A 20,135-nucleotide genomic window follows, 5' to 3' on the forward strand; every position below is an offset into this window, starting at 1 on the left:
AGTAAACTTTGTTGTTTTTAAACTTACTTGATTTCTAATTCAACTTCTCGAAATGATGTATCGTCCATAATCATGATTTATTGTCAGAACTTGAGATTTTTTGTCCAAGCTCAAGGTTTTATTGTCTAGTTTTGAATTTTATTGTCCGAAATCACCAAGGTATCGACCAACCTTCAATTTTCGACATTTTTTTCGTCCCGCTCTGTAAATGCTGTTAATCTTTTTATGTTTAAAAACAACAATCTTTTAAAAAAGAGCCTAATAAAAACACCCGACAGCTGATAATTGGTCTCTTCAGCTGTCGGGTGTTTCATTTTCTACCGTAGAAAATTAGCAGACTTTTATTTTATGAAACAACGAAACTTCGCTTGCTACTACTTTTTACCCATCATTTTGGAAATTGTACTAAAATCTAACTTTTCATCACCATTAACAATGGATTTTACGATTTTATCTTCCATTTGCTTTGAAACTGGTTTATTAGCAATTTGTGAAACACGTTGGATAACATTACGTACTGTTTGTTCATCTTTAAAGTTTGCACCTTGTAAAGAATTAGCCAATGAAAACACATCGTTCATGTTTACACCTGTTTTATTCTCAAGGTTTTTAAAAAATTTATTATCCATTTTCTAAACCTCCTTAATTAATGATATATCTTATGACTATCTAGGCAAAACGTGATAAGAAAAGCACAAGCGCCTTGTTCAGCCTCAGGCAAATAAGACACTCTTGAATAGACGGTGTTTTTCACCTTCAATTCAAGAATGGCTGTAGACCCAAGAGCGACCGGACGCTTGCACTGGACAATTCTCGAAGCCAAAACTTATAAATTCTGATATTGTTAAAAAAGAAAGCACGAGCAGCCATTGCTCGTACTTAAAAAAATACTTAGCTTCCTTTTAGATTAGTTCCAGATAGCTGCACCAACAATAATTAATAGGATGAATAGAACAACGATTAAAACGAAGCTGTTACCGTAATAACCACCGCCACCATAACCACCACCGTAGCAGTAACTCATGTGCCATGCACCTCCTCTTCCCTATCATCCCTATACTATATGAAATAAGTCTTTGTTCCGTTTGGACGAATCGTCTGTTGAAAAAGACATTTTTTTCACTTTTTTATTATCTCATGTGTTTAATTAGCCACTGTTCCATTTCTTGTGCATTTAGATCCATCCTCTGTTCAAATTGTTCAGTTAACCTATCTATTTTTGCTAATTCGACTGATTTATTTTTAAGTTTTTTGTCTTCATTCCTTTGAATGAGCTCATGTTGTCGATAGTTCCTCTGTATCCATTCGCTAAATACTCGTTCAATAAGATCCATTTTCCCCCTCCTATTTCTTCTCTAGATTGTCATGATAGAGATCTACATATAAATTTCCATCAACATCAACTTGACCTAAAAATACTTCCTCGACCGTTGCTTCTTTGTGGCTAAGTTTACTTTTTATCCAATCAATACTGAAACCAGCACCATAGATTGTTTCCTCTAAAAGCTCACCGTCCATTATCACTGTTAGCGGAACCTTTACAGCAGCACCTTGACCAAACAAATCTCCCCAACTCACCTTTTGCTTTTCCTTCTTTAATAGAACACTCAATTCGCCATTCGTTTCAAGAATGGCAAATTCGACATCAGCAACACTAAAAATATCCTTTTTGCGTAGTTGCTCAAGCAATGCATCTGTAGTATAATTTTCCTTCCTCAGATTCCCCTCCAAAATTTTTCCATCTTGTATAAATGTTGTAGCCTTCCCTTCAACAACATCACGAAACTTTTTACTCTTGATTGAACAATATGAAACAATTATCGGCACCGATGTCCAAATGAGAATTGAGATAATTCCATTCACAACATTCAATTCGATATCCATCGAAATTGTTCCAGCAATATCTCCTATCGTTATCCCTAAAATGTATTCAAAAAAGGAGAGCTTTGATAGTTGTTTTTTTCCTAAAAGCTTCGTGATAAAAAAAATCCCTAATATAATTAGGGTTGTTCGAATAATAATCTCAATCCATTCAGGCATAAATCTACTCCTTCATCAGTCATCTTAACTATCATTTAGTATGAATCAATTGAGATTTTTTTATGTAAGAAAAGCGCAAGCGTCTTATTTGCCCAAGAGGGGCTAGGCGCTTGCGCTGGACACGAAAACTAAGTCAAAAAAATTTATACTTATTATGTAACATCACTTTTAGATGCATGAATAGGGAACTGTCATTGAAGTCAGTCCCCTCATTACATCATGAACAATAAAAAGCTGAACAGGTTAATGATTATGATTTTCTTTTGTTTTTCCCACAACCACAACCACTCTTTTTAACTTTTTTTGTTCTAGAAGAAGTAGATTTAGAAATTGTTTGATTTGAGTTAGTTGGTCTTTGGGAAGGATTTATGTTTGATCTATACACGCCTTATCCCACCTTCCTTTTTTAGTCAACACATTTAAAGCGATGTAAGAACAAAAGCGCAAGCGCCTTGATCAGCCTTAGGCATGGCATAAGACGCGCATGAATAGAAGGTGTACTTTGCCTTCAATTCATGCGTGGCTTATGACCCCGAGGGGCTAGGCGCTGGAGCTGGATGTCGTGCGCTTATCCGCAGTATAAGAATTTTATAGCTATAGCATAGAAAAATATTCAGCCTTTATATCTCATTTTATGTGAAAGAAGTTAATTGTTTCTAAGGCAATTGCCTAATCTATTAGTCTCATCACAAGAGACTCTATCATTCCAGCAAAACCTGCAATTGCTAAAATAAAAATAACGGGTTCAGCTCCTTGCGGCCATAACATCCAAGCAACGAACAAAAATGCTGAGCACCAAATTCCTGTACACCAATGGCAACTTAATAGTTCACCAATCCACGCTCTCAATCCCTTGCCTTTCATTTCTAAAAAGACTTCAACAACACCATCATCACCTATTTCTTCAACTTCTTTATGGAAAGGACGACGTATAAATGCTGTAATCTTATCAAAAACAATAAGTCTTGTTAATCGAAAAGACGCGAATACAAAGATGATAAGTTGTAACCAGGTTGTCATCTCCCCCACCTCACTAAACCATAATCCTTATAATTTATGAAATAATTTCTTAATTATGATGATAGACATGTTACCTTCGCAAAATAGATAAAAAAGCTATGTGTAAATCGACATTTATGCCAATTAATGCCATGTGGAAATCTTTGTACGATGTTCATCATAGTGCATTCGCTGAAAAATAGGTAGAAACATATAATAAAGATGTTTTCAGACAGTCAAAAGTGAAATACCATAAACAAAACACCAAGTTTCTGAAATAATCAAATACAAGTTTTTGTGATACATGTAGCAATGGTCGTTTTCTTTATCATCGCCTCAAAGTTACTGATACAGGGGAATCACTAAAGAAATTGGCAAGACGTATATTGTTAGAAAACAAACAAAAGACAATTATCCTAAAAATGGTTTTATGTACCAAGATGTTTGTCTTATACAAAATTAGATTTCAATCATTTAATAATAGTACATTGAAAGGGGGAAAAACGATGAAAGCTACACCTTATAAATGGGTCAACATCTTGTTTAACAACGTCGCAACAGTTGTTCCAGCTGAAGAGCAAGGATTTAACAACGTCGCAACAGTTGTTCAAACTGAAGAGCAAGAAAGTAATATCGAACAAATTCCATCTGACAACATAACTCAAATCGTGCAACTTGTAGAAAAACTAATTGACCTAACGGTTGACGATAGCGATCGTGCTAAGAACGTAACACAAAAATTGTTACAACAAGTAGAATCGATCTAATATAAAACGATACTTCCGTCAATGGGGGGATTACTGCTAATTAATGCGGGATAGACAGGAACAAAAGCTCAAGCCAGGTATAACTAGTGAATGAAGAAGTTGAAATAGATTGTACAAAGGATCCACTACAACAGTGACTAGATTTGTATGTATGCAGGGGGAAAACCCCTGCTTTTTAATATGTTAGGACCTGAACTAATTTGTCTTATTTGAAAAAGGCTAACTAAAAACCTACTTCATTTTTCTACATACCATTTACCTAAATTCTTTTTTTTGATTGAGCAAGTATAGACGAATACCCACACCAACTAGTTATTACACACATAGTCTGTTAAGGACTAAAGTCAAATATTGATATTATTTAAGGAGATGACTTATCAATGGGTTGCAAAGATAAAAAAGACCGCGACAATAATTGTGTATGTGATGCTGTTGAACAAATTTTAGCTGAACAAGAAGCTGTAGAAGAAATCACTTGCCCGACTAGCTGCTTCAGTAACTTATTAAACCCTGTTGCAGGTACTAAAGATACGATTCCTTTTATCTTAACTAACAAAAAGGGTGATCTTTTCAAAGCATTTGGTAATGTTGGTGGCTTAACTGGTGACATGACTTGCTTTAAAACAATCTTCTTCCGTGTTGAAGCTTTAGATGATTGCTGTGCAACATTGTCATTACTTCGTCCGGTTGATATTGATGGAAACACAGAAAGCGTAACAGATCCTTGTGACGAGGATTTCTTCGGTCTTGAAAAATCAGACTTTTGTGTTGAAGTAGACCTTGATTGCTTCTGTGCGATTCAATGCCTATCACCAGAATTAGTTGACCGCATTGCTGATCGAAAACATCACCACAAATAAATCACCTATAAAGGCTGCTGACAATCAGCAGTCTCTTTTTGTTTGGTAATTTTATACAAACGCTTCGAAAATAAACAATTCACATAGCACCTTTTTCTACATAGCTTCTTATACTAATAGTAAGAATGTTAAGTGGGAGGGGAAAATTTATGAGCAAAAAAAATTGTGTTTGTGATACAGTTGAACATATTTTAGATCAACAAGATGCCGTTAAAGACCGCTGTCCTACTAGCTGCTATAGCAACCTCCTTAATCCAGTGAAAAGTCTTGGGGATACAATTCCCTTCATTTTAATTAATGAAAACGGAACTTTATTTAAAGCATTTGGCAATGTTGGTGGAAATTGCTTCAAAACTCCTTTTTTTAGAGTTGAGCATATAAATCATTGCTGCACAACGCTTCGGCTCTTACTACCGCTAGACTGTCATAATCACATTGCACATGAAATTTGTGATGTTGAAAGACTCGTAAAAACAAAAAACTGTGTTGAAGTTGATCTTACATGCTTCTGTGCCATCCAGTGTTTATCACCTAGATTGGTAGCAAATAAATATTGACGTAAAAAAGTTAGACACCTTTTGTATCTAACTTTTTTACGTCATAATTAAAATCCTAATAAATTGATTGCGATAATATTTGCAACAGGTAGATCAATCGGCTTTGCATGTGTTAATGAGCGAATGGTGACAATTCCATCTTCTTCAGACATAATGACACCACGATAATTTTCATCTGTCGTTTCAATTTGACACAGTGTCCGTGGCATGTTTTTCGGTAGGTTTGTGAAAAACTCAACCTTTTCCGCTACATTCATTTGCGTAAGAGGTTTCCTTTGTTTTCGATACTCTTTTACAGATTGCTCTTGTCTTTGCTCGACCTGATTCTCTTGGATTTCTTGAACTGACTGTACATCTTCATTAGATTTTATTTCATCTGGAATTTCTTCTGGAATTTCTTCCAATGTCTTTTCTTTTTGAATCGATTCATTTACAATTTTTTTCACTCCTGAATCGACGCTTTCAGTCCTCACTGCCGCCTTTGTCCTTACCTTTTTCACAACGAATGATTGCATATGAACATCAATATCTTGATTGTCGGGCTGAACAATATACATAAGAGGCTTTATCTGATAATTTTGTTTTTGCTTACTTGCCATTTCAATACCTCCCGTAGTAAAAAAGATTCACACTCAACATAATATGCTCGTGGAGTAAGGATTGTGCCTAATTCTTACAATGAATCACATTCCTTAAAAGTCTTTTGCTTATCATAATATGGTACAACTTTCACTAACATTAATGGATAACTTCCATAGAATGTGGGGGAATTGACCGTTAATCTACATTACAATTATTTTCTGATAAAACAATTAATCTTTACATTTATTGTACACTGGCTTAACATTTTCTTGTTATTGTCGAATTATGAAGAAAATATTGCAAATCCTATCTAGGCTGATATAGAAAAGACAGTTAATAATTACATATACTGTAAAATCAACATTATGACTAAAGGATCTATAACCCTTAGTTTGTTAGATCAAAGGAGAACTATAATGAATAATATAAGTCCAGACACTATTAGTGAAAGGATTTCGATTAAAGATCAATTTTTAAATATTCTTAAAAATAAACTCATCACCATTCATTTTCAACCAATTGTTCATTTTCACAGCCATCAAACTTATGGGTTTGAGGCCTTATCGAGAGGCCCTTTTAATAGTTTTTTTTATAGTCCTTCTCGATTATTTCCATATGCAGAAAAAGAAGGATTGCTTTACACTCTAGAAAAAGTTGCAAGAGAACGAGCTTTTGAAGAAAGTAGAGGTATTTCAAAAGAACAAAAACTATTTATTAATCTAAATTCACAGGTTATTTATGATAGTCAGTTTACTCCAGGTCATACCATTTCTTTGTTACAGCAGTTTGAGATTAACCCGAAAAACGTTGTATTTGAAATTACCGAAAGGAATGCCATTCACGACTTTGCTGCTTTTAGGAATGTTTTAAATCATTATCGAGAACAAGGTTTCCAAATTGCTATTGATGATGCTGGGGCAGGATATTCTTCTTTACAATCTATTTCAGAACTAATGCCTGATTATATTAAGATTGATCGCTCGTTAATTAGCGGAATAGATCATAATGAGGTAAAGTCGAATATTTTAGAAGCATTTGTGTCATTCACAAAAAAAATGAATTGCGAAATTATTGCAGAAGGAATTGAAACAGAGGACGAACTTCGCCGAATTATCGATTTAGGAATTGTGTATGGTCAAGGCTTTTTTATTGCACGCCCCGATAATCCAATACCTTCGATAAGTGAAAATGCAAAACAATATTTGAACTTGTTTGAACTGAAAAATAGAGGTAAGTCTGTAACCGTTGATATTTCTGATGACATCATCCTTGTTCAAAATGGGGTTGAAATTAAACGTCAGCCTGCAAGCTCGCTCCTCTAAAAGGACCAAAAATCACCATTTTACACATAATGAAAACCCCTAATCCTTTTTATTGGATTAGGGGTTCATTAAGTTCTATGCCATAATATGGTATCCTGAATCGACATGTAGATTTTCGCCAGTCATTCCTCTTGATAGGTCACTAAATAAGAATAATGCTGTATCTCCAACTTCTTCTGGAGTTGTTGTTCTACGTAATGGTGCACGTTCTTCAATTTCTTTTAAGATTGAGTTGAAATCACTAATTCCTTTCGCTGAAAGTGTACGAATTGGACCAGCAGAAATAGAATTAACACGAATTCCAGCTTTCCCAAGATCACTAGCTAAGTATCTTACACTTGCATCTAATGAAGCTTTAGCTACACCCATAACGTTATAGTTTTGTAACACACGTTCTCCACCAAGATATGTTAACGTCACAATGCTTCCACCTTCAGTCATTAAAGGTCTTGCTTCTTTCGCAACAGCAGTTAAAGAATATGAGCTTATATTGTGTGCTAGTAAAAAGCCATCACGTGTTGTATTTAAATATTCACCTTGTAGTTCCTCTTTATGAGCAAAAGCGATACAGTGAGCAACGCCGTGGATCACACTGACTTCATCCTTAATTGTTGCGAAACATGCTTTCACTTCATCATCATTTGTTACATCACAAGGTAACACAATCGAATCATTACGCTCTAAAGAATCTGCCAATTCACGAACAGATTTTTCTAATCGTTCTCCTGCATATGTAAAAATCAATCTTGCACCAGCGTTATGTAAAGAGCGTGCAATTCCCCATGCGATACTACGTTTATTTGCTACTCCCATAACCACAATATTGCGTCCATTAAGTGATAAGTTCATGTACATCCTCCTAATATTAATACATGTTATTAGTACCTGGTTGTAATTATAGCATTAATTTTTCTAAAGTGCTATGCCGCTTATTAACTTCCACTTTTAACAGGACAATATCATCATTTACTATAATGCGAGACTTCTCTTAATCTTTACGGGCAGTTATCCCCCACCTATCTTCTTTGCTTCTCTTGAATCTTGAGGTAGATTTTACTCCCGATAAGAATCGGATAAAGGAAACTTTATACGGTGTTCACAACTTACTTAATGTATGATCTTAGATTCTAATTTTAAATTGAATGTTTGTTTTATATCCGACGCATCTTCCTTATAATATTTCCCAATTCCCTTCTCATCTTCGTCACCCTCATGGACAAAGCTAATCAAAATACCCCCTTGAAGTTGAACAAGGTTCAAATGATAACTTTTTTCTACTTGCTATCCCATTCATAACCTAACTTTTTAATCTTCATTTGAATCGTTCGAGCACTTATACGATACAATTCTGCTAGTTCTTTGATAGTCATTTCTTTCATCATAATTTTATGAATAATTTCATTTACTAGCATACGTAAAAACCACCTACTTTCATTTTGCTTTTACGTTCATATATTTATACTAGTTCATTAAAAGTCCTGCATTTCGCTTAATTTACTCATACTAACAATTATATCGAGTGCAATACATAGAGCAAGGAGTAAGGAGATTAGTATAGAAATAAAAATAATAAAGTAATTGTGATAGACCAAAAATTCATACTTCAAAAAAGCCGGCGGATTTATTTATTTATTTATTTATTTATTTATTTATTTATTTAAACCCGATGGCTTTGGAATGAAACATAATAATTATTACGTTTCATTTAATTTCGATCTACCTTTCTTCTTGAAACCATTACGAATCATGACAACAAGCAGCATTAGCAAGGGAATAATTATAAGAAGAGGAATGTTAAGATAATAATATAAAACGTCTCCACCGTCTTCCCTAATTTCTGAATAATTGGAGCCAATGATCATTGAGAAAAAGATGAGGATCACCCCGGATGGTAAAAGAATGCTTTGATAGTTGTTTAATTTAAACAAATCGACCATTCCGATTAAGGCACAATACAGCAAGATAGATGCTTTGAAAAGCATTGTAATCAACATGGAAAAAACAACAATGGCATCAAGTCGTTGGATAAACTCTAAAAAGTTGACTTTTCGAAGTGTTTCTAACGTAGGAAACGTAGCTCTCTCAGTTACTTCGACACCGAGAACAGCGATATTTAAACTTGCTGTCCAACATAAGATAAGACCACTTGAAATCAAGGCAGACAGCCAAACTTTTTTCACTAATCTAGGACGATTTAAATAAGGAAGCAGCATCATAAAGATAAGCATTTGACCAAAAGGAAAAGAAATAATAGTCGGAAAAGCTGTCGTTAAGATTGGTTTCCATCCATTTTCAAGAAACGGCTGCAAATTTTGAAGATTAACATCACCCGAAACAAGGATAAAAAAGTTTCCTGCTACCCCAAACAGGAGCAAAATGACAATAAATACTTCTGCTGTTCTCCCCAATACTTCAATTCCTAGGTAAAGTAAATAACAAATGACAAGAACGAATAAGATAATGATTGCTAATAATGGTGTTTTCGACAATGCCGATGAAAGCAGCAAATCGCCGAAATCACGCACAATTCTGGCAGCAATATACAAAAAGTAGAGAATGTATAACAAACCAATGATCCATCCCAAGTATTTACCAAAAATTTTTCTAGCATATCCGGTAAGTGGCAGACTTGGATATTGACGAAATAAAGAGTAGTAAATAAAAAATAAGACCATTCCTCCGCCCATTCCTAAAAGAATGGCTAGCCAGGCGTCTTTCTTGGCCGTTATTCCATAATCTACGACTAGTGCAGTCCCCAGATCAAACAGAAACATCATGGCAAATAGTTGAATGGTACTAATTTTTTGCTTTCTCCACTGTCTAGGAGCTCCCCCTCTTTCCCCAATGATTTAATCCGCACGCTTGTACATCTCATCTAGTTATTTATTCATCCTCCCCTACTTTCCTATTCTCAATACATTTAAGAGTCATAGAATGTATACGATATTCATTTCTAGTTAACATAATCACAATTTTAGAAAGAGAGCAAAAGAGCCAAACCCATATGGATCAAGGGATTGGCTCTTTGTCGTTTTTTTATCGTTTATACACCTTTTTATACATTGTTGATTTATCAGCGTTTCTGGCTTCTTTAGAAACCTCTTGGCTGCATAAAAAAGTGGAGTTTTATGCAAGAAAATTAAAAAAACATTTAAAACTATCTATGATACTAAACGTGTTTTTGAATCTTTTTTCAGTCATGTTTGCATCACCTTTCGTCCGTCCATTCTTTTCAATCCTTGTTTTCAGGAAAGAGTATAAGGAAACTCGGTGCCCCCTTATAAAAAAGGAAATGCCTTTTTCTGGCGTTTCTTATAGTGTTTTTTCCGGATTAATCCCACAAAATCTTTCTGACCACATGAACAATGCACAAGTTAAATACCTTAGCAATATTCATGACGATTTCCTCGTTTCTAATCAGAAAAAGAACTGACTCCAATACAGATTCTTGTACACAAACAGACTTTTAAAAAGTCATTATGTGCTCAGAAATGTATAAGTCAGTCCCTTCTTTTTTTCCTAACCGACGTACCGATGGTAGATCTTTTTCGCTTCGGCAATGTCTTTCGTTCCATGAATAAGTGCGCGCCCATCCTTAAAGAGAACGATTCTTTGCTCTCCAAAAGTAAATGACATTAAAAATGGATTTTCTAAAAATGCATCGGCTATTGGTTTAACCCGTTCTGAAATTCTTTCAAAAGACACTTGCTTTCCGTCAGTAGGTCTAATTTGAACCGTATCTCTTCCACAAAGTACCGCTGCCTTCGTTTCCTTCTCAGCTGTTAAATAAGGATATACAGGGTTTGTTCCACAAGTTGGACATGCATCATTCTTTAAGCGATCCATATTAATGGCTGAATACTGGTTTTTCCAAAGATCGATTGATACTAGCTTACTTCGTATGTTTTCCTTATCTTCAACTAGGAGCTTTAACACTTCTGTTGTTTGGTAGGAAGTCACCATACCCACAATTGGTGAAATAACACCAACTGTATCACATGTGGCCCCATCAAATGGAATATGCTTTAGTAAGCAATGAAGACAAGGTGTCTCTTCCGGAATCACTGTGAATGTTAGGCCATAGCTTCCAACAATGCCACCATACACCCATGGGATATTATGCTTTAATGAAACATCATTGATTAATAATCTTGTTTCAAAATTGTCTGTTGAATCAACAATTACATCGACATCGTCAATCCAACCTTCAATATTTGCTGACGTCACATCTTCTACGAATGCTTGAACCTCAACCTCTGAATTAATTTCATTTAAATGAGCTTTGGCAGCAATCGCCTTCGGAATCCGATTCGTCGCATCCGCTTCTACATATAACTGCTGTCTTTGCAAATTGCTCCATTCGACATAATCCCGGTCAATAATCGTTAATTTTCCGATACCAGCTCGTACAATCATTTCAGCATTAGCTGTTCCAAGAGCTCCAGCACCGACAATTAATACATGTTTATTTTTAATCTTTTCTTGACCGCTCTCTCCGATTGGAGCAAATAACATTTGTCTAGAATAACGTTCCATTAAGTTGTCATCATTCCTTCTGTTGGACTGCTTGCTGTTGCATATTCCTTTTTCGGAATTCGACCAGCCACGTAGCCTAATCTACCAGCTTCAATTGCAAGCTTCATAGCAACCGCCATTTTCACAGGATCTTGTGCAGCAGAAACAGCTGTATTTAATAACACTCCATCAGCACCAAGCTCCATCGCAAGGGCAGCATCTGACGGTGAGCCGATTCCTGCATCTACAATAACAGGAACTTGTGATTGTTCAATGATAAATTTGATATTCAATGGATTAATGATCCCTTGACCAGATCCAATTGGTGATGCACCTGGCATGATTGCGTGGACACCTAATTCTTCTAATCTTCTTGCTAGCACAACATCATCTGACGTGTAAGGTAAGACGATAAAACCTTCTTCTAAAAGCATTTCACTCGCTCTTAACGTTTCAATTGGATCCGGAAGTAAAGAGCGTTCGTCGCCAATTATTTCTACCTTTATCATGTCACATAAGCCAGATGCTTTTGCAAGCTTAGCGATTCTTACTGCTTCTTCAGCCGTTTTCGCTCCCGCAGTATTAGGTAATAAAGTATATTTCGAAAGATCTAATTGCTCCAAAAAGTTAGGTTGTGATTCCTCAAAAATATTCATGCGACGGACCGCAAATGTTAAGATTTCAGACTCAGACCTAGCAACTGCCTCCTTCTGGATTTCAAATGATGGGTATTTTCCCGTACCTAATAATAATCTTGAATGAAATGTTTTATCTGCAATTTTTAACATTGTATCATCCTCCTCCTACAAAATGAACAAACTCGACTTCATCACCGGAATGTAACTCAGTTGACTCGTATTGTTCTTTTAAAATAATTTCTCTATTATGCTCAACAATTACTAGCCGATCTTCTAACTTATAAAGTGCTAGTAATTGTTGAATCGTCTGAACTCCATTCGTTAAGTCTACTATTTCACCATTCAATTTAATGCTCATTTTATCACCTCATGGTCTGTGCATGTTTTCGTGTAAGCGAAAATGCGTTCATATAGTCTTCATTTTGTTGCTTATTTAAAATGAGATCCCTAACCATCATCCCAGTTCTCGGTGCTAAGAGGATTCCATTGCGATAATGACCTGTTGCAAAATAAATCTTTTCACCTTCTGGATGCTGGCCAATATAAGGTCTTCCATCATCAGATTGTGGCCTTAATCCAGCCCATGTATCAATTAACTGCGCGGACGAAATGCTAGGCATGATTGGCTTTATTTTATCAATTAATGACTGAATTCCACCGATTGTAGGCACTATATTCCAATCATCTTCAACCATAGTCGCACCGATGACGAACCTGCCATCACCTTTTGGTACGATATAACAATGATCATAGAAAATCGTTCGTTCCAGGTTTATCTCATTGCTTTTAACAGAGAGACATTCTCCCTTTACAGGCTTCATACCAGCATTTATGCCTAATTGCTTAAAAAAGTATCCACTCCAAACCCCATTCGCAACAACGACATGATTACAGATAAAATCAGTAACCGGAGTTGATAATTCGTACTCGTTCGTAGCTGTTTTCGTAATGGAATGGACAGGTGTATGTTCTAGAATTGTTGCTCCTAGTAAACTAGCAGATTTAGAAAATGCCGCACATACATGTGTGGGTGATACATGCCCATCCTCAGGAATGTAAAGTGCACCTTTAATCAATGATGATAGAGTCGGTTCTCTCTCTAGTACCACCTCTTTTGGATGCCACTCCACCGTTTCATGTTTCTTCACGACTGCTTTTAAAGACTCAGCTTCTGTTTCTGTCATCGCTAGCTTATACATGCCATTATCGACGAGTTGAATATTTATGTTAGATAATTCTGAAAGTTCATCTCGCAAAATATGATAGGATCGTTGACTTTCCTTCGCAAACTGAAAGAATGCATCATTGTTTTCAAGCTCTGAATTTGCACCAAGCATACCAGCTGCAGCACTTGTTGCACCTGTCCCAATTTTATGACTTTCTAAGACAAGGACAGAAACACCTTCTTTTGCTAGGTGATAGGCAATCGATTGGCCAATAATACCTCCACCAATAATTCCAACATCAAAATGTTTTTTCATCAAATCCCCCCTTACTTAAACTATCTTTTATTTCGAGTAAAGCATGATGTGGGTCTTCACTTGCAATCACATATGACATAACCGCAATTCCGCTCACATTCACACCCGGTAGTTTCGAAATCGTATTAGGGACGATTCCACCGATTGCAATCACTGGAATCTGGACACTTTGACATATTTCAGCTAACTGTTTTATTCCCCGTGGTGTTAAGTTTGCTTTTGAATTCGTTTCAAAAACATGACCAAACAAGAGATAATCTGCCCCATCTTTTTCACTTTCAAGTGCTTCTGACAATGAATGGACAGAACGACCAATCCTTAATGAAGGTTCCAACTCCCTCACTTTTCCTACTGAAAAGCTATGTCCTGGTAAGTGGATATTTGGTAATTGATTTACTAGTGCTACATCAAGTCGATCATTGATTACAAGTTTACTTTTTGAAACACCATTGCTTATTAAGATCGAGACAATCTCCATTATCTCTGAAGCTGATTTCTTTTTTTCACGAATATGAATATAATCTGCTTCTTCATGAATCATTAAAATTCGTTTTGTTAATTCTCCCACTGGCTGTTTTCCATCAGTAATGATATGAATCTCCAATTTTTTCACCTATTCATTTTTCTTGTAATTTCTTTGTTAATACAAAAAACCACTTTCCTTAGTAAGAAAGTGGTTACATGCATAGTCTATATATGCCGAACCCACTTCCCTACGCTGGTATAAGCCAGATCAGGTTATAAGGGTCTTAAAGAAACACTTTAATCTCAGCCCTTTTATGAGGGCACCCCTAGCGGTTATCAATATTATTTACTTATACTTATAATACCAAATGTTTTGAATCTTTCAAGGATAATTTTTTTCTTTCACGATACTAAAATAAGTGAGACCTACTTTAGCCTCTACGAGCGGTTTATTCCTGACTTCAAGTCTTATTCTCCCCAAAGACTTAAAGTCAGGGTTTACTAACCGTTAATCTACGATCGTAGCTCAAGCTCTTGTTTTAGTTCATTCACATACTCTCTTGATCCTGTAACAATTAAGCGATCACCAAGCTTCAGATCAGTGTCTCCATGGGGCACAATTGAATCCTTTCCTCTAAAGATTCGAACGAAAATAACATCTCCAGTGAACGGAAAATTACGTAACAAAATTTGATCGTATTTTGCATTATTAAAGTTTATTTGGTAAAGCATTGTTTCTTGATTTGTTAAGATCTTCATAACACCTGGTGCTTCAATTAGTGCACGTAGCATCGTTTTTGTCGATAGCAATGTCGAAAAAACATCAATGTCATTTTCCTTCAGTTTTGCACCCCATTCAGGTGAAGCAACACTTGCAATGATTCGATTCACCTGCTCTTCTTTTGCAAATAAGGAAATTTCTGCATTTCTTTCTTCATCACCTGTTGCAACAACAATTAAATCCACATCAAACGCATGTTGTTCCTTTAAAGTTTCAACCCGAAAATCATTGATTTCTTTAATTTCAAACAATGATTCAGCTATTTGTTTATCAATTTTATCTTGCTGTGTATGGAAGATTGTTGTTTCATAAAGGTCTGGATTAAGCTCCCTTGTAACAGGTAATGACAGTTGATTTGCACCGATAAATGCAACCTTCATTTTTTTATGTACGTTTTTGTGCTTTGGAAACAGCTTTTTAAAGAAAATCGGCGTCACTATACTCGTGATAACAGCCACTAAAATGAGTGCCCCCGACACCTCTGAAGTAATAATCTCCATTCGTTCCCCTACCGTTGCTGCTGCAATCACTAATGAAAGTGTTGAGGTTAATAGGAAACCTGATGCAAGTGTCGTTTTCATATCATACCAGCGTTTTAAATAAAGGATCGGAATAATTTTCGAAATTAATAAGGCAATCAATAGTAAAGGAATTAATAATAAAATATTTGGATCCTCAAATAATGCCCATATGTCAAGGTCTACGCCAACCATGACAAAGAAAATCGGAATTAGGAATCCATAACCGAACGAATCAAGCTTATGGACCATTTCCTTATTCGGTGATAAAAGTGAGACAAGTACACCTGCTAAGAAGGCACCAAGGATGTTTTCGGCACCAATTGTTTCAGAAATAGCTACCAAAACCATGATAAGTGTGAAAATCGCGCGCATGTCTAATTGGATTGTTCCCTTTGACATTGTTTCTATAAACGATCGATGTTTGAACACTTTCCCAATAAAAAAGAAAACAACTCCAGCACCAAAAAGAATTAATAATAACCACGTATTGCTGTCGCCATTACCATAAATCGATGCAAAGACAGCAAGTAAAACCATTGTAACTAAATCAGCAATAACAGCTACAAGGAGAATAATCTGTCCAATGTTCGTTTTCATGATTTGCGCGTCTTTTAAAGTAGGTACCACGACCCCGAGAGAAATCGTAGAAATAATAAGCGTCATTAAAAACGCATTGTCTATTAAACCAACCAATACAAAGAGATATGAAAGCAATAAGGAAAGGACAAAGATCCCAGCAAAAATGATAGAAGATACCATAAAAGTATTCGGTGCATCTTTACCTGAAGGGAGCTTTTCCTTCTTCTTACCTCCAGCAAAAGCAGAAAAATCAATTTCAAGGCCACTTAAAAACATTAAGAAAATAAATCCTAGCATCGACAGCGTTTCAAGCCACGTATCCTGTGAAACTAGATCAAACCCACTTTTCCCAATAATTAAACCAACAATAATTTCTGCCACGACGACAGGCATAAAATTCATTTTTAAACGATGTAATAAAATAGGTGTTAGAAACGCAGCAAGAATAACGATTACTAATGAAATCACAGATGCTCCATGCATCATATCCCTCCCATTTAATATAGAGTTGTCTATATATGTTCATTCTTGCGTTGAGCTTTGAACAGTTGAAAGAAAACGATCATTGAATTCAAATTAAGTATTGCATAAATAATGTCGCCATTCCAAAATAAATCAAAATGCTTATAATATCATTTATTGTTGTTATGAAAGGGCCTGAGGCGACTGCAGGATCGACTTTTAACCGATGCATAACGAGCGGAATAAAGGCTCCTGCAATCGTTGCAACTGTTAAAGTTGCTAAAATTGAAATCCCAACTAATATTCCTAAAAAGATATCTCCTTGCCAGACAAACACGACCAACGTCACAAGAATTCCACAGATTGTTCCAGTAATCAGACCGGTTCCAGCTTCCGTAAGAATCATCCTAAACGTACTATGCTCTTCTGCATTACCGACTGCAATTCTTCTAACAGCTACAGCTAAAGCCTGTGTGCCAGTATTACCAGCCATCCCCGCTATTAATGGAATAAAAACGGCTAAAATGGCTACTTTATCTAGTGTCTCCTCAAATCTTCCAATTAGACTAGCTGTAAACATTCCTAAAAATAAAAGAATGATTAGCCACGGAAGTCTTTTTTTTGCAGCAGAAAACGGTCCACCATCATTTGAATCCACATCTGATATCGCTGCAAGCTTAGAGTAATCATCACTAGCTTCTTCATCGATAACGTCAACGATATCATCTACTGTAATAATGCCCAGTAAGTGACCCCTGAAATCTATAACAGGTAGTGCTAAGAAATTATAGTCCTTCATTTGGCGGGCAACCTCTTCTTGATCTTCCGCTACACTTACGGAATATACACGTTCATTCATCACTTCAGTTATCATTGTATCTGGTTCATTAATGATTAAATCCCTTAGCGAGATAACACCAACAAGCTTTTTGTCTTCATCAATGACGTATATGTAATAAATGGTTTCTGCATTAGGCGCTTCATTTTTTAAGATCTGCATTGCGGAATGGACGGTCTGATTCGCATGAATGGAAATAAACTCCGTTGTCATGATACTTCCCGCCGTATATTCATCATAATGGAGCAGCTCTCTGATTTCCTCAGCAGCTTCATCATCCATAATCGTTAAATAACTAGCTACTTGGTCTTTATCTAGCTCATTTAATACATCAACCGCATCATCGGCATACATTTGTGCGAGCATTTGTGCTGCAAATGTCGGTTCCATCTCAGACAAATACACTTCGTATTGATCATTCTCATCCTCAATATTTTCAAAAACAGAGGCCATTTCTCCAGGAGAGAGATAATGGTAGACTGTAAAACGGTCCTGCTCTTCTAACTTAACAAAGAACTTTGCTTGATCATAAGGATGCTGCTCTAAAAAGACATCGCGAAATTCGTCTATATTTTGACTTGATAATGAAGTAAGTAAAGCTCCTTCTTCAAGTTCAACTTTTTCTCTTTCATCTGACATTTCAAGCCCTCCTCTCTCAAAATGTAATAATTTGTTTATTTATTAAGCATATAATTAGTGTAAAATAGAGCTTAGCCTTTTTATTTAACTTATTTTCCGAAAGAAGTCCTCTTCCTCAAGGAATGGGAAGGGCATAGCCCAATGAGTAGGGAGGGGATGAATTTCAGTCAGGTGTTAGCCTGCAGATTTTGAACACTAGTATAAAGTGTTCCTCCTTATTAGGAGTGTTTTCCCTTCGCCAATGTTATCCAAACCTTCGTATTGTGGTTCACCGTTCCTTCCCATCAGAACTGTTTAGAGAGCCACGAAAGAGCTACAGACGAGGGAATCATCCGTATGTTTCTATATGAAGGATAACGTGTAGTCCTCGAAGGACTTAGGCTAGACAACTAGGACTTTTTAAAAGCCCCACTTCAAGCGTTAGCTAAGTGGTGGGTAGTTGACCTTTACATTTGCACTACTAAGTATAATTACTATAATAGTTTATATGAAGTCAGTGGTTTAATACAATAAACAATTTAAACCTTTATGATGCGGGCCTTTTGGTCCGTTTATCCCTGCCCTATCTTCTTTGATTCCCTTGCCTCTTTCAGGAAGTTGTTCTAAAACTCATAAAGAATGGGATTAAAAATTTTCAAAATCAAAGCTATAATAAAGTATTCTTTGCAAATCGTTCACAATCAATTAAGATGGTTAATGATACAATGACAATAACGTTATTTTCAAGCTTAAAAAATAGAAAGGGATCGACTATGACAACTGAAAAATCCCCTCAACAACAAATAGATTATACGCTAATCTTTATTATGTTTTTATTAGCGCTTGTCAGTACAATTGCGATTAACAGTGCAGAAGCAACTTTGCCTCCTGTTTTGCAGGGCATTAATTTTTCTCTGAAACAAGTACAATGGTATATTATTGGTACGGTTGCTGTTATTATTACAATGCTTATTGATTACGATCGTTTAAAACAGCTTTCCTGGTATTTGTATGGATTTGGATTACTGCTGTTACTTGGTTTAGAAATTCTACCTGAAGGAATTGTTCAAACAATTAAAGGAGCAACTAGTTGGTATCGACTTGGACCTTTAGGTAACTTTCAGCCTTCGGAATTGATGAAAATCATTTTGATTATCGTACTGAGTAAAGTTATTACTGACCATCGTGAAAAATACCCAAATAATACTGTAACAGATGATTTTCTTTTACTTGGGAAACTAGCTGCAACCGCAGCACCACCTGTTCTACTTTTAGTAAGACAACCAGATATGGGGATGACAATGGTCGTTTGTGCAATCATTGCCTCACTCGTTTTAATTTCTGGTATTAAATGGCGGATTATTTTACCCGCTGCTATTTCAGCGCTTGTTGTGATTGGAACAGGCTTGTTTATCTTTATTAAATTCCCTGATTTTTTTCTTACGTATATCTTACGAGGAGAAGAATATCAGCTCAGCCGATTTTATGGTTGGTTAAACCCATTTGAATATGCTGGTGATCAAGGCTTCCAACTTGTAAAATCCTTACTTGCGATTGGCTCAGGTGAACTAGGTGGGAAAGGCTATGAAAACCTTGAGGTCTATTTACCTGAGGCACATACTGACTTTATCTTCTCGATTATCGCCGAACAATTTGGATTTATCGGAGGAAGTATCGTCGTTTCACTCTTCTTTTTGCTGATTTATCGAATGATTCATATTTCACTAGAAAGCAATGATCCATTTGGAAGCTACTTATGTACAGGTATAATGGGCATGATTACGTTCCAAGTATTCCAAAACATCGGAATGACAATCGGTCTTCTTCCAATCACCGGTCTCCCATTACCATTTGTGAGTTACGGTGGAAGCTCGCTCGCTACGTATATGGTTGCGATTGGCATCGTCCTTAATGTACGATCACGGACAAGAAAATACATGTTTGATTGAAAAAAAGGTACCCTATATAATGGGTGCCTTTTTCGTTGTTTAGCGTACTATAAAATTCTTGTACTGTGGATAAGCGCACGACAGCAAGCATAAGCGCCTAGCCCCTCGGGATCATAAGCCACGCATGAATTGAAGGCAAAGTACGCCTTCTATTCATGCGC

At 36.1% G+C, this 20,135-nt stretch carries 22 protein-coding genes and 1 riboswitch; of the genes, 6 read left to right on the forward strand and 16 right to left on the reverse strand.

What is annotated here, in order from left to right:
* Window positions 1–374: 374 nt before the first annotated feature.
* From spoVIF to K9V48_RS16790, 5 genes are all read right to left on the reverse strand, one after another.
* Window positions 375–629 (reverse strand): sporulation-specific transcription regulator SpoVIF, encoded by a 255-nt coding sequence (gene spoVIF, locus K9V48_RS16770; RefSeq protein WP_224140177.1) that lies wholly within the window; start codon window positions 627–629, stop codon window positions 375–377.
* 278 nt (window positions 630–907) lie between these two features.
* Window positions 908–1,024 carry a YjcZ family sporulation protein gene (locus tag K9V48_RS16775; protein ID WP_224140178.1) on the reverse strand — a complete coding sequence of 39 codons (117 nt, stop codon included), beginning with the start codon at window positions 1,022–1,024 and terminating at the stop codon, window positions 908–910.
* Between the two features lie 106 nt (window positions 1,025–1,130).
* Entirely contained in the window at window positions 1,131–1,334 is a 204-nt protein-coding gene (gene yjzK, locus K9V48_RS16780) for a protein YjzK (protein ID WP_224140179.1), read from the reverse strand.
* Window positions 1,335–1,344: 10 nt separating this feature from the next.
* Window positions 1,345–2,040 (reverse strand): DUF421 domain-containing protein, encoded by a 696-nt coding sequence (locus K9V48_RS16785; RefSeq protein WP_224140180.1) that lies wholly within the window; start codon window positions 2,038–2,040, stop codon window positions 1,345–1,347.
* A gap of 669 nt (window positions 2,041–2,709) precedes the next feature.
* The gene (locus tag K9V48_RS16790; RefSeq protein ID WP_224140181.1) at window positions 2,710–3,060 is read right to left on the reverse strand and encodes a DUF1360 domain-containing protein; all 351 of its coding nucleotides are present in this window, start codon (window positions 3,058–3,060) and stop codon (window positions 2,710–2,712) included.
* Between the two features lie 485 nt (window positions 3,061–3,545).
* Between K9V48_RS16790 and K9V48_RS16795 the strand changes: the two genes are divergently transcribed.
* The 3 genes from K9V48_RS16795 (at window position 3,546) to K9V48_RS16805 (ending at window position 5,223) form a co-directional block, all read left to right on the forward strand.
* Window positions 3,546–3,806, forward strand: a complete 261-nt coding sequence (locus tag K9V48_RS16795) for a hypothetical protein (RefSeq protein WP_224140182.1) — start codon at window positions 3,546–3,548, stop codon at window positions 3,804–3,806.
* A gap of 380 nt (window positions 3,807–4,186) precedes the next feature.
* Window positions 4,187–4,666 carry a CotY/CotZ family spore coat protein gene (locus tag K9V48_RS16800; RefSeq protein ID WP_224140183.1) on the forward strand — a complete coding sequence of 160 codons (480 nt, stop codon included), beginning with the start codon at window positions 4,187–4,189 and terminating at the stop codon, window positions 4,664–4,666.
* 149 nt (window positions 4,667–4,815) lie between these two features.
* Complete coding sequence (locus tag K9V48_RS16805; protein WP_224140184.1) at window positions 4,816–5,223, forward strand: CotY/CotZ family spore coat protein; 408 nt, start codon at window positions 4,816–4,818, stop codon at window positions 5,221–5,223.
* 47 nt (window positions 5,224–5,270) lie between these two features.
* On the opposite strand, the gene K9V48_RS16810 is transcribed toward K9V48_RS16805, so the two are convergent.
* Window positions 5,271–5,822 (reverse strand): CotO family spore coat protein, encoded by a 552-nt coding sequence (locus tag K9V48_RS16810; RefSeq protein WP_224140185.1) that lies wholly within the window; start codon window positions 5,820–5,822, stop codon window positions 5,271–5,273.
* A 399-nt stretch (window positions 5,823–6,221) separates the two neighbouring features.
* On the opposite strand from K9V48_RS16810, the gene K9V48_RS16815 reads away from it, so the two are divergent.
* Entirely contained in the window at window positions 6,222–7,127 is a 906-nt protein-coding gene (locus K9V48_RS16815) for an EAL domain-containing protein (protein ID WP_224140186.1), read from the forward strand.
* Between the two features lie 75 nt (window positions 7,128–7,202).
* Here the strand turns inward: K9V48_RS16815 and fabI are convergent, their stop codons facing one another.
* The 3 genes from fabI to K9V48_RS16830 all read right to left on the reverse strand — a co-directional run bounded on the left by fabI (window position 7,203) and on the right by K9V48_RS16830 (window position 9,976).
* Window positions 7,203–7,976, reverse strand: coding sequence for an enoyl-ACP reductase FabI (gene fabI / locus K9V48_RS16820; RefSeq protein WP_224140187.1), 774 nt, complete (start codon window positions 7,974–7,976; stop codon window positions 7,203–7,205).
* A gap of 425 nt (window positions 7,977–8,401) precedes the next feature.
* Window positions 8,402–8,539, reverse strand: a complete 138-nt coding sequence (locus K9V48_RS16825; RefSeq protein ID WP_224140188.1) for a helix-turn-helix domain-containing protein — start codon at window positions 8,537–8,539, stop codon at window positions 8,402–8,404.
* A gap of 282 nt (window positions 8,540–8,821) precedes the next feature.
* Window positions 8,822–9,976: a GerAB/ArcD/ProY family transporter gene (locus K9V48_RS16830; RefSeq protein ID WP_308012592.1), complete on the reverse strand. Its 1,155-nt coding sequence runs from the start codon at window positions 9,974–9,976 to the stop codon at window positions 8,822–8,824.
* Between the two features lie 155 nt (window positions 9,977–10,131).
* On the opposite strand from K9V48_RS16830, the gene K9V48_RS16835 reads away from it, so the two are divergent.
* Window positions 10,132–10,560, forward strand: a complete 429-nt coding sequence (locus K9V48_RS16835; RefSeq protein WP_224140189.1) for a hypothetical protein — start codon at window positions 10,132–10,134, stop codon at window positions 10,558–10,560.
* Window positions 10,561–10,646: 86 nt separating this feature from the next.
* Here K9V48_RS16835 and K9V48_RS16840 read toward each other — a convergent pair whose 3' ends face one another.
* The 7 genes from K9V48_RS16840 to mgtE form a co-directional block, all read right to left on the reverse strand.
* The gene (locus tag K9V48_RS16840; RefSeq protein WP_224140190.1) at window positions 10,647–11,663 is read right to left on the reverse strand and encodes a thiazole biosynthesis adenylyltransferase ThiF; all 1,017 of its coding nucleotides are present in this window, start codon (window positions 11,661–11,663) and stop codon (window positions 10,647–10,649) included.
* Entirely contained in the window at window positions 11,663–12,430 is a 768-nt protein-coding gene (locus K9V48_RS16845; RefSeq protein ID WP_224140191.1) for a thiazole synthase, read from the reverse strand. Before K9V48_RS16845 ends, K9V48_RS16840 begins: the two co-directional genes overlap by 1 nt.
* Before the next feature lie 4 nt (window positions 12,431–12,434).
* On the reverse strand, window positions 12,435–12,638 hold the full coding sequence (gene thiS, locus K9V48_RS16850) for a sulfur carrier protein ThiS (protein WP_224140192.1): 204 nt from the start codon (window positions 12,636–12,638) through the stop codon (window positions 12,435–12,437).
* 4 nt (window positions 12,639–12,642) lie between these two features.
* On the reverse strand, window positions 12,643–13,761 hold the full coding sequence (thiO, locus tag K9V48_RS16855) for a glycine oxidase ThiO (RefSeq protein ID WP_224140193.1): 1,119 nt from the start codon (window positions 13,759–13,761) through the stop codon (window positions 12,643–12,645).
* A complete protein-coding gene (locus K9V48_RS16860) occupies window positions 13,745–14,365 on the reverse strand; it encodes a thiamine phosphate synthase (RefSeq protein WP_224140194.1) in 621 nt (206 codons plus the stop codon). The genes thiO and K9V48_RS16860 overlap by 17 nt, the downstream gene beginning before the upstream one ends.
* Window positions 14,366–14,454: 89 nt before the next feature.
* Window positions 14,455–14,564: riboswitch (TPP riboswitch) on the reverse strand.
* Window positions 14,565–14,739: 175 nt separating this feature from the next.
* Window positions 14,740–16,593, reverse strand: coding sequence for a monovalent cation:proton antiporter family protein (locus K9V48_RS16865; RefSeq protein ID WP_224140195.1), 1,854 nt, complete (start codon window positions 16,591–16,593; stop codon window positions 14,740–14,742).
* A gap of 85 nt (window positions 16,594–16,678) precedes the next feature.
* A complete protein-coding gene (mgtE, locus tag K9V48_RS16870; RefSeq protein ID WP_224140196.1) occupies window positions 16,679–18,046 on the reverse strand; it encodes a magnesium transporter in 1,368 nt (455 codons plus the stop codon).
* Between the two features lie 752 nt (window positions 18,047–18,798).
* On the opposite strand from mgtE, the gene K9V48_RS16875 reads away from it, so the two are divergent.
* Entirely contained in the window at window positions 18,799–19,974 is a 1,176-nt protein-coding gene (locus K9V48_RS16875) for an FtsW/RodA/SpoVE family cell cycle protein (RefSeq protein WP_224140197.1), read from the forward strand.
* Window positions 19,975–20,135 lie beyond the last annotated feature (161 nt).

It is taken from the genome of Metabacillus rhizolycopersici (genome assembly GCF_020075705.1).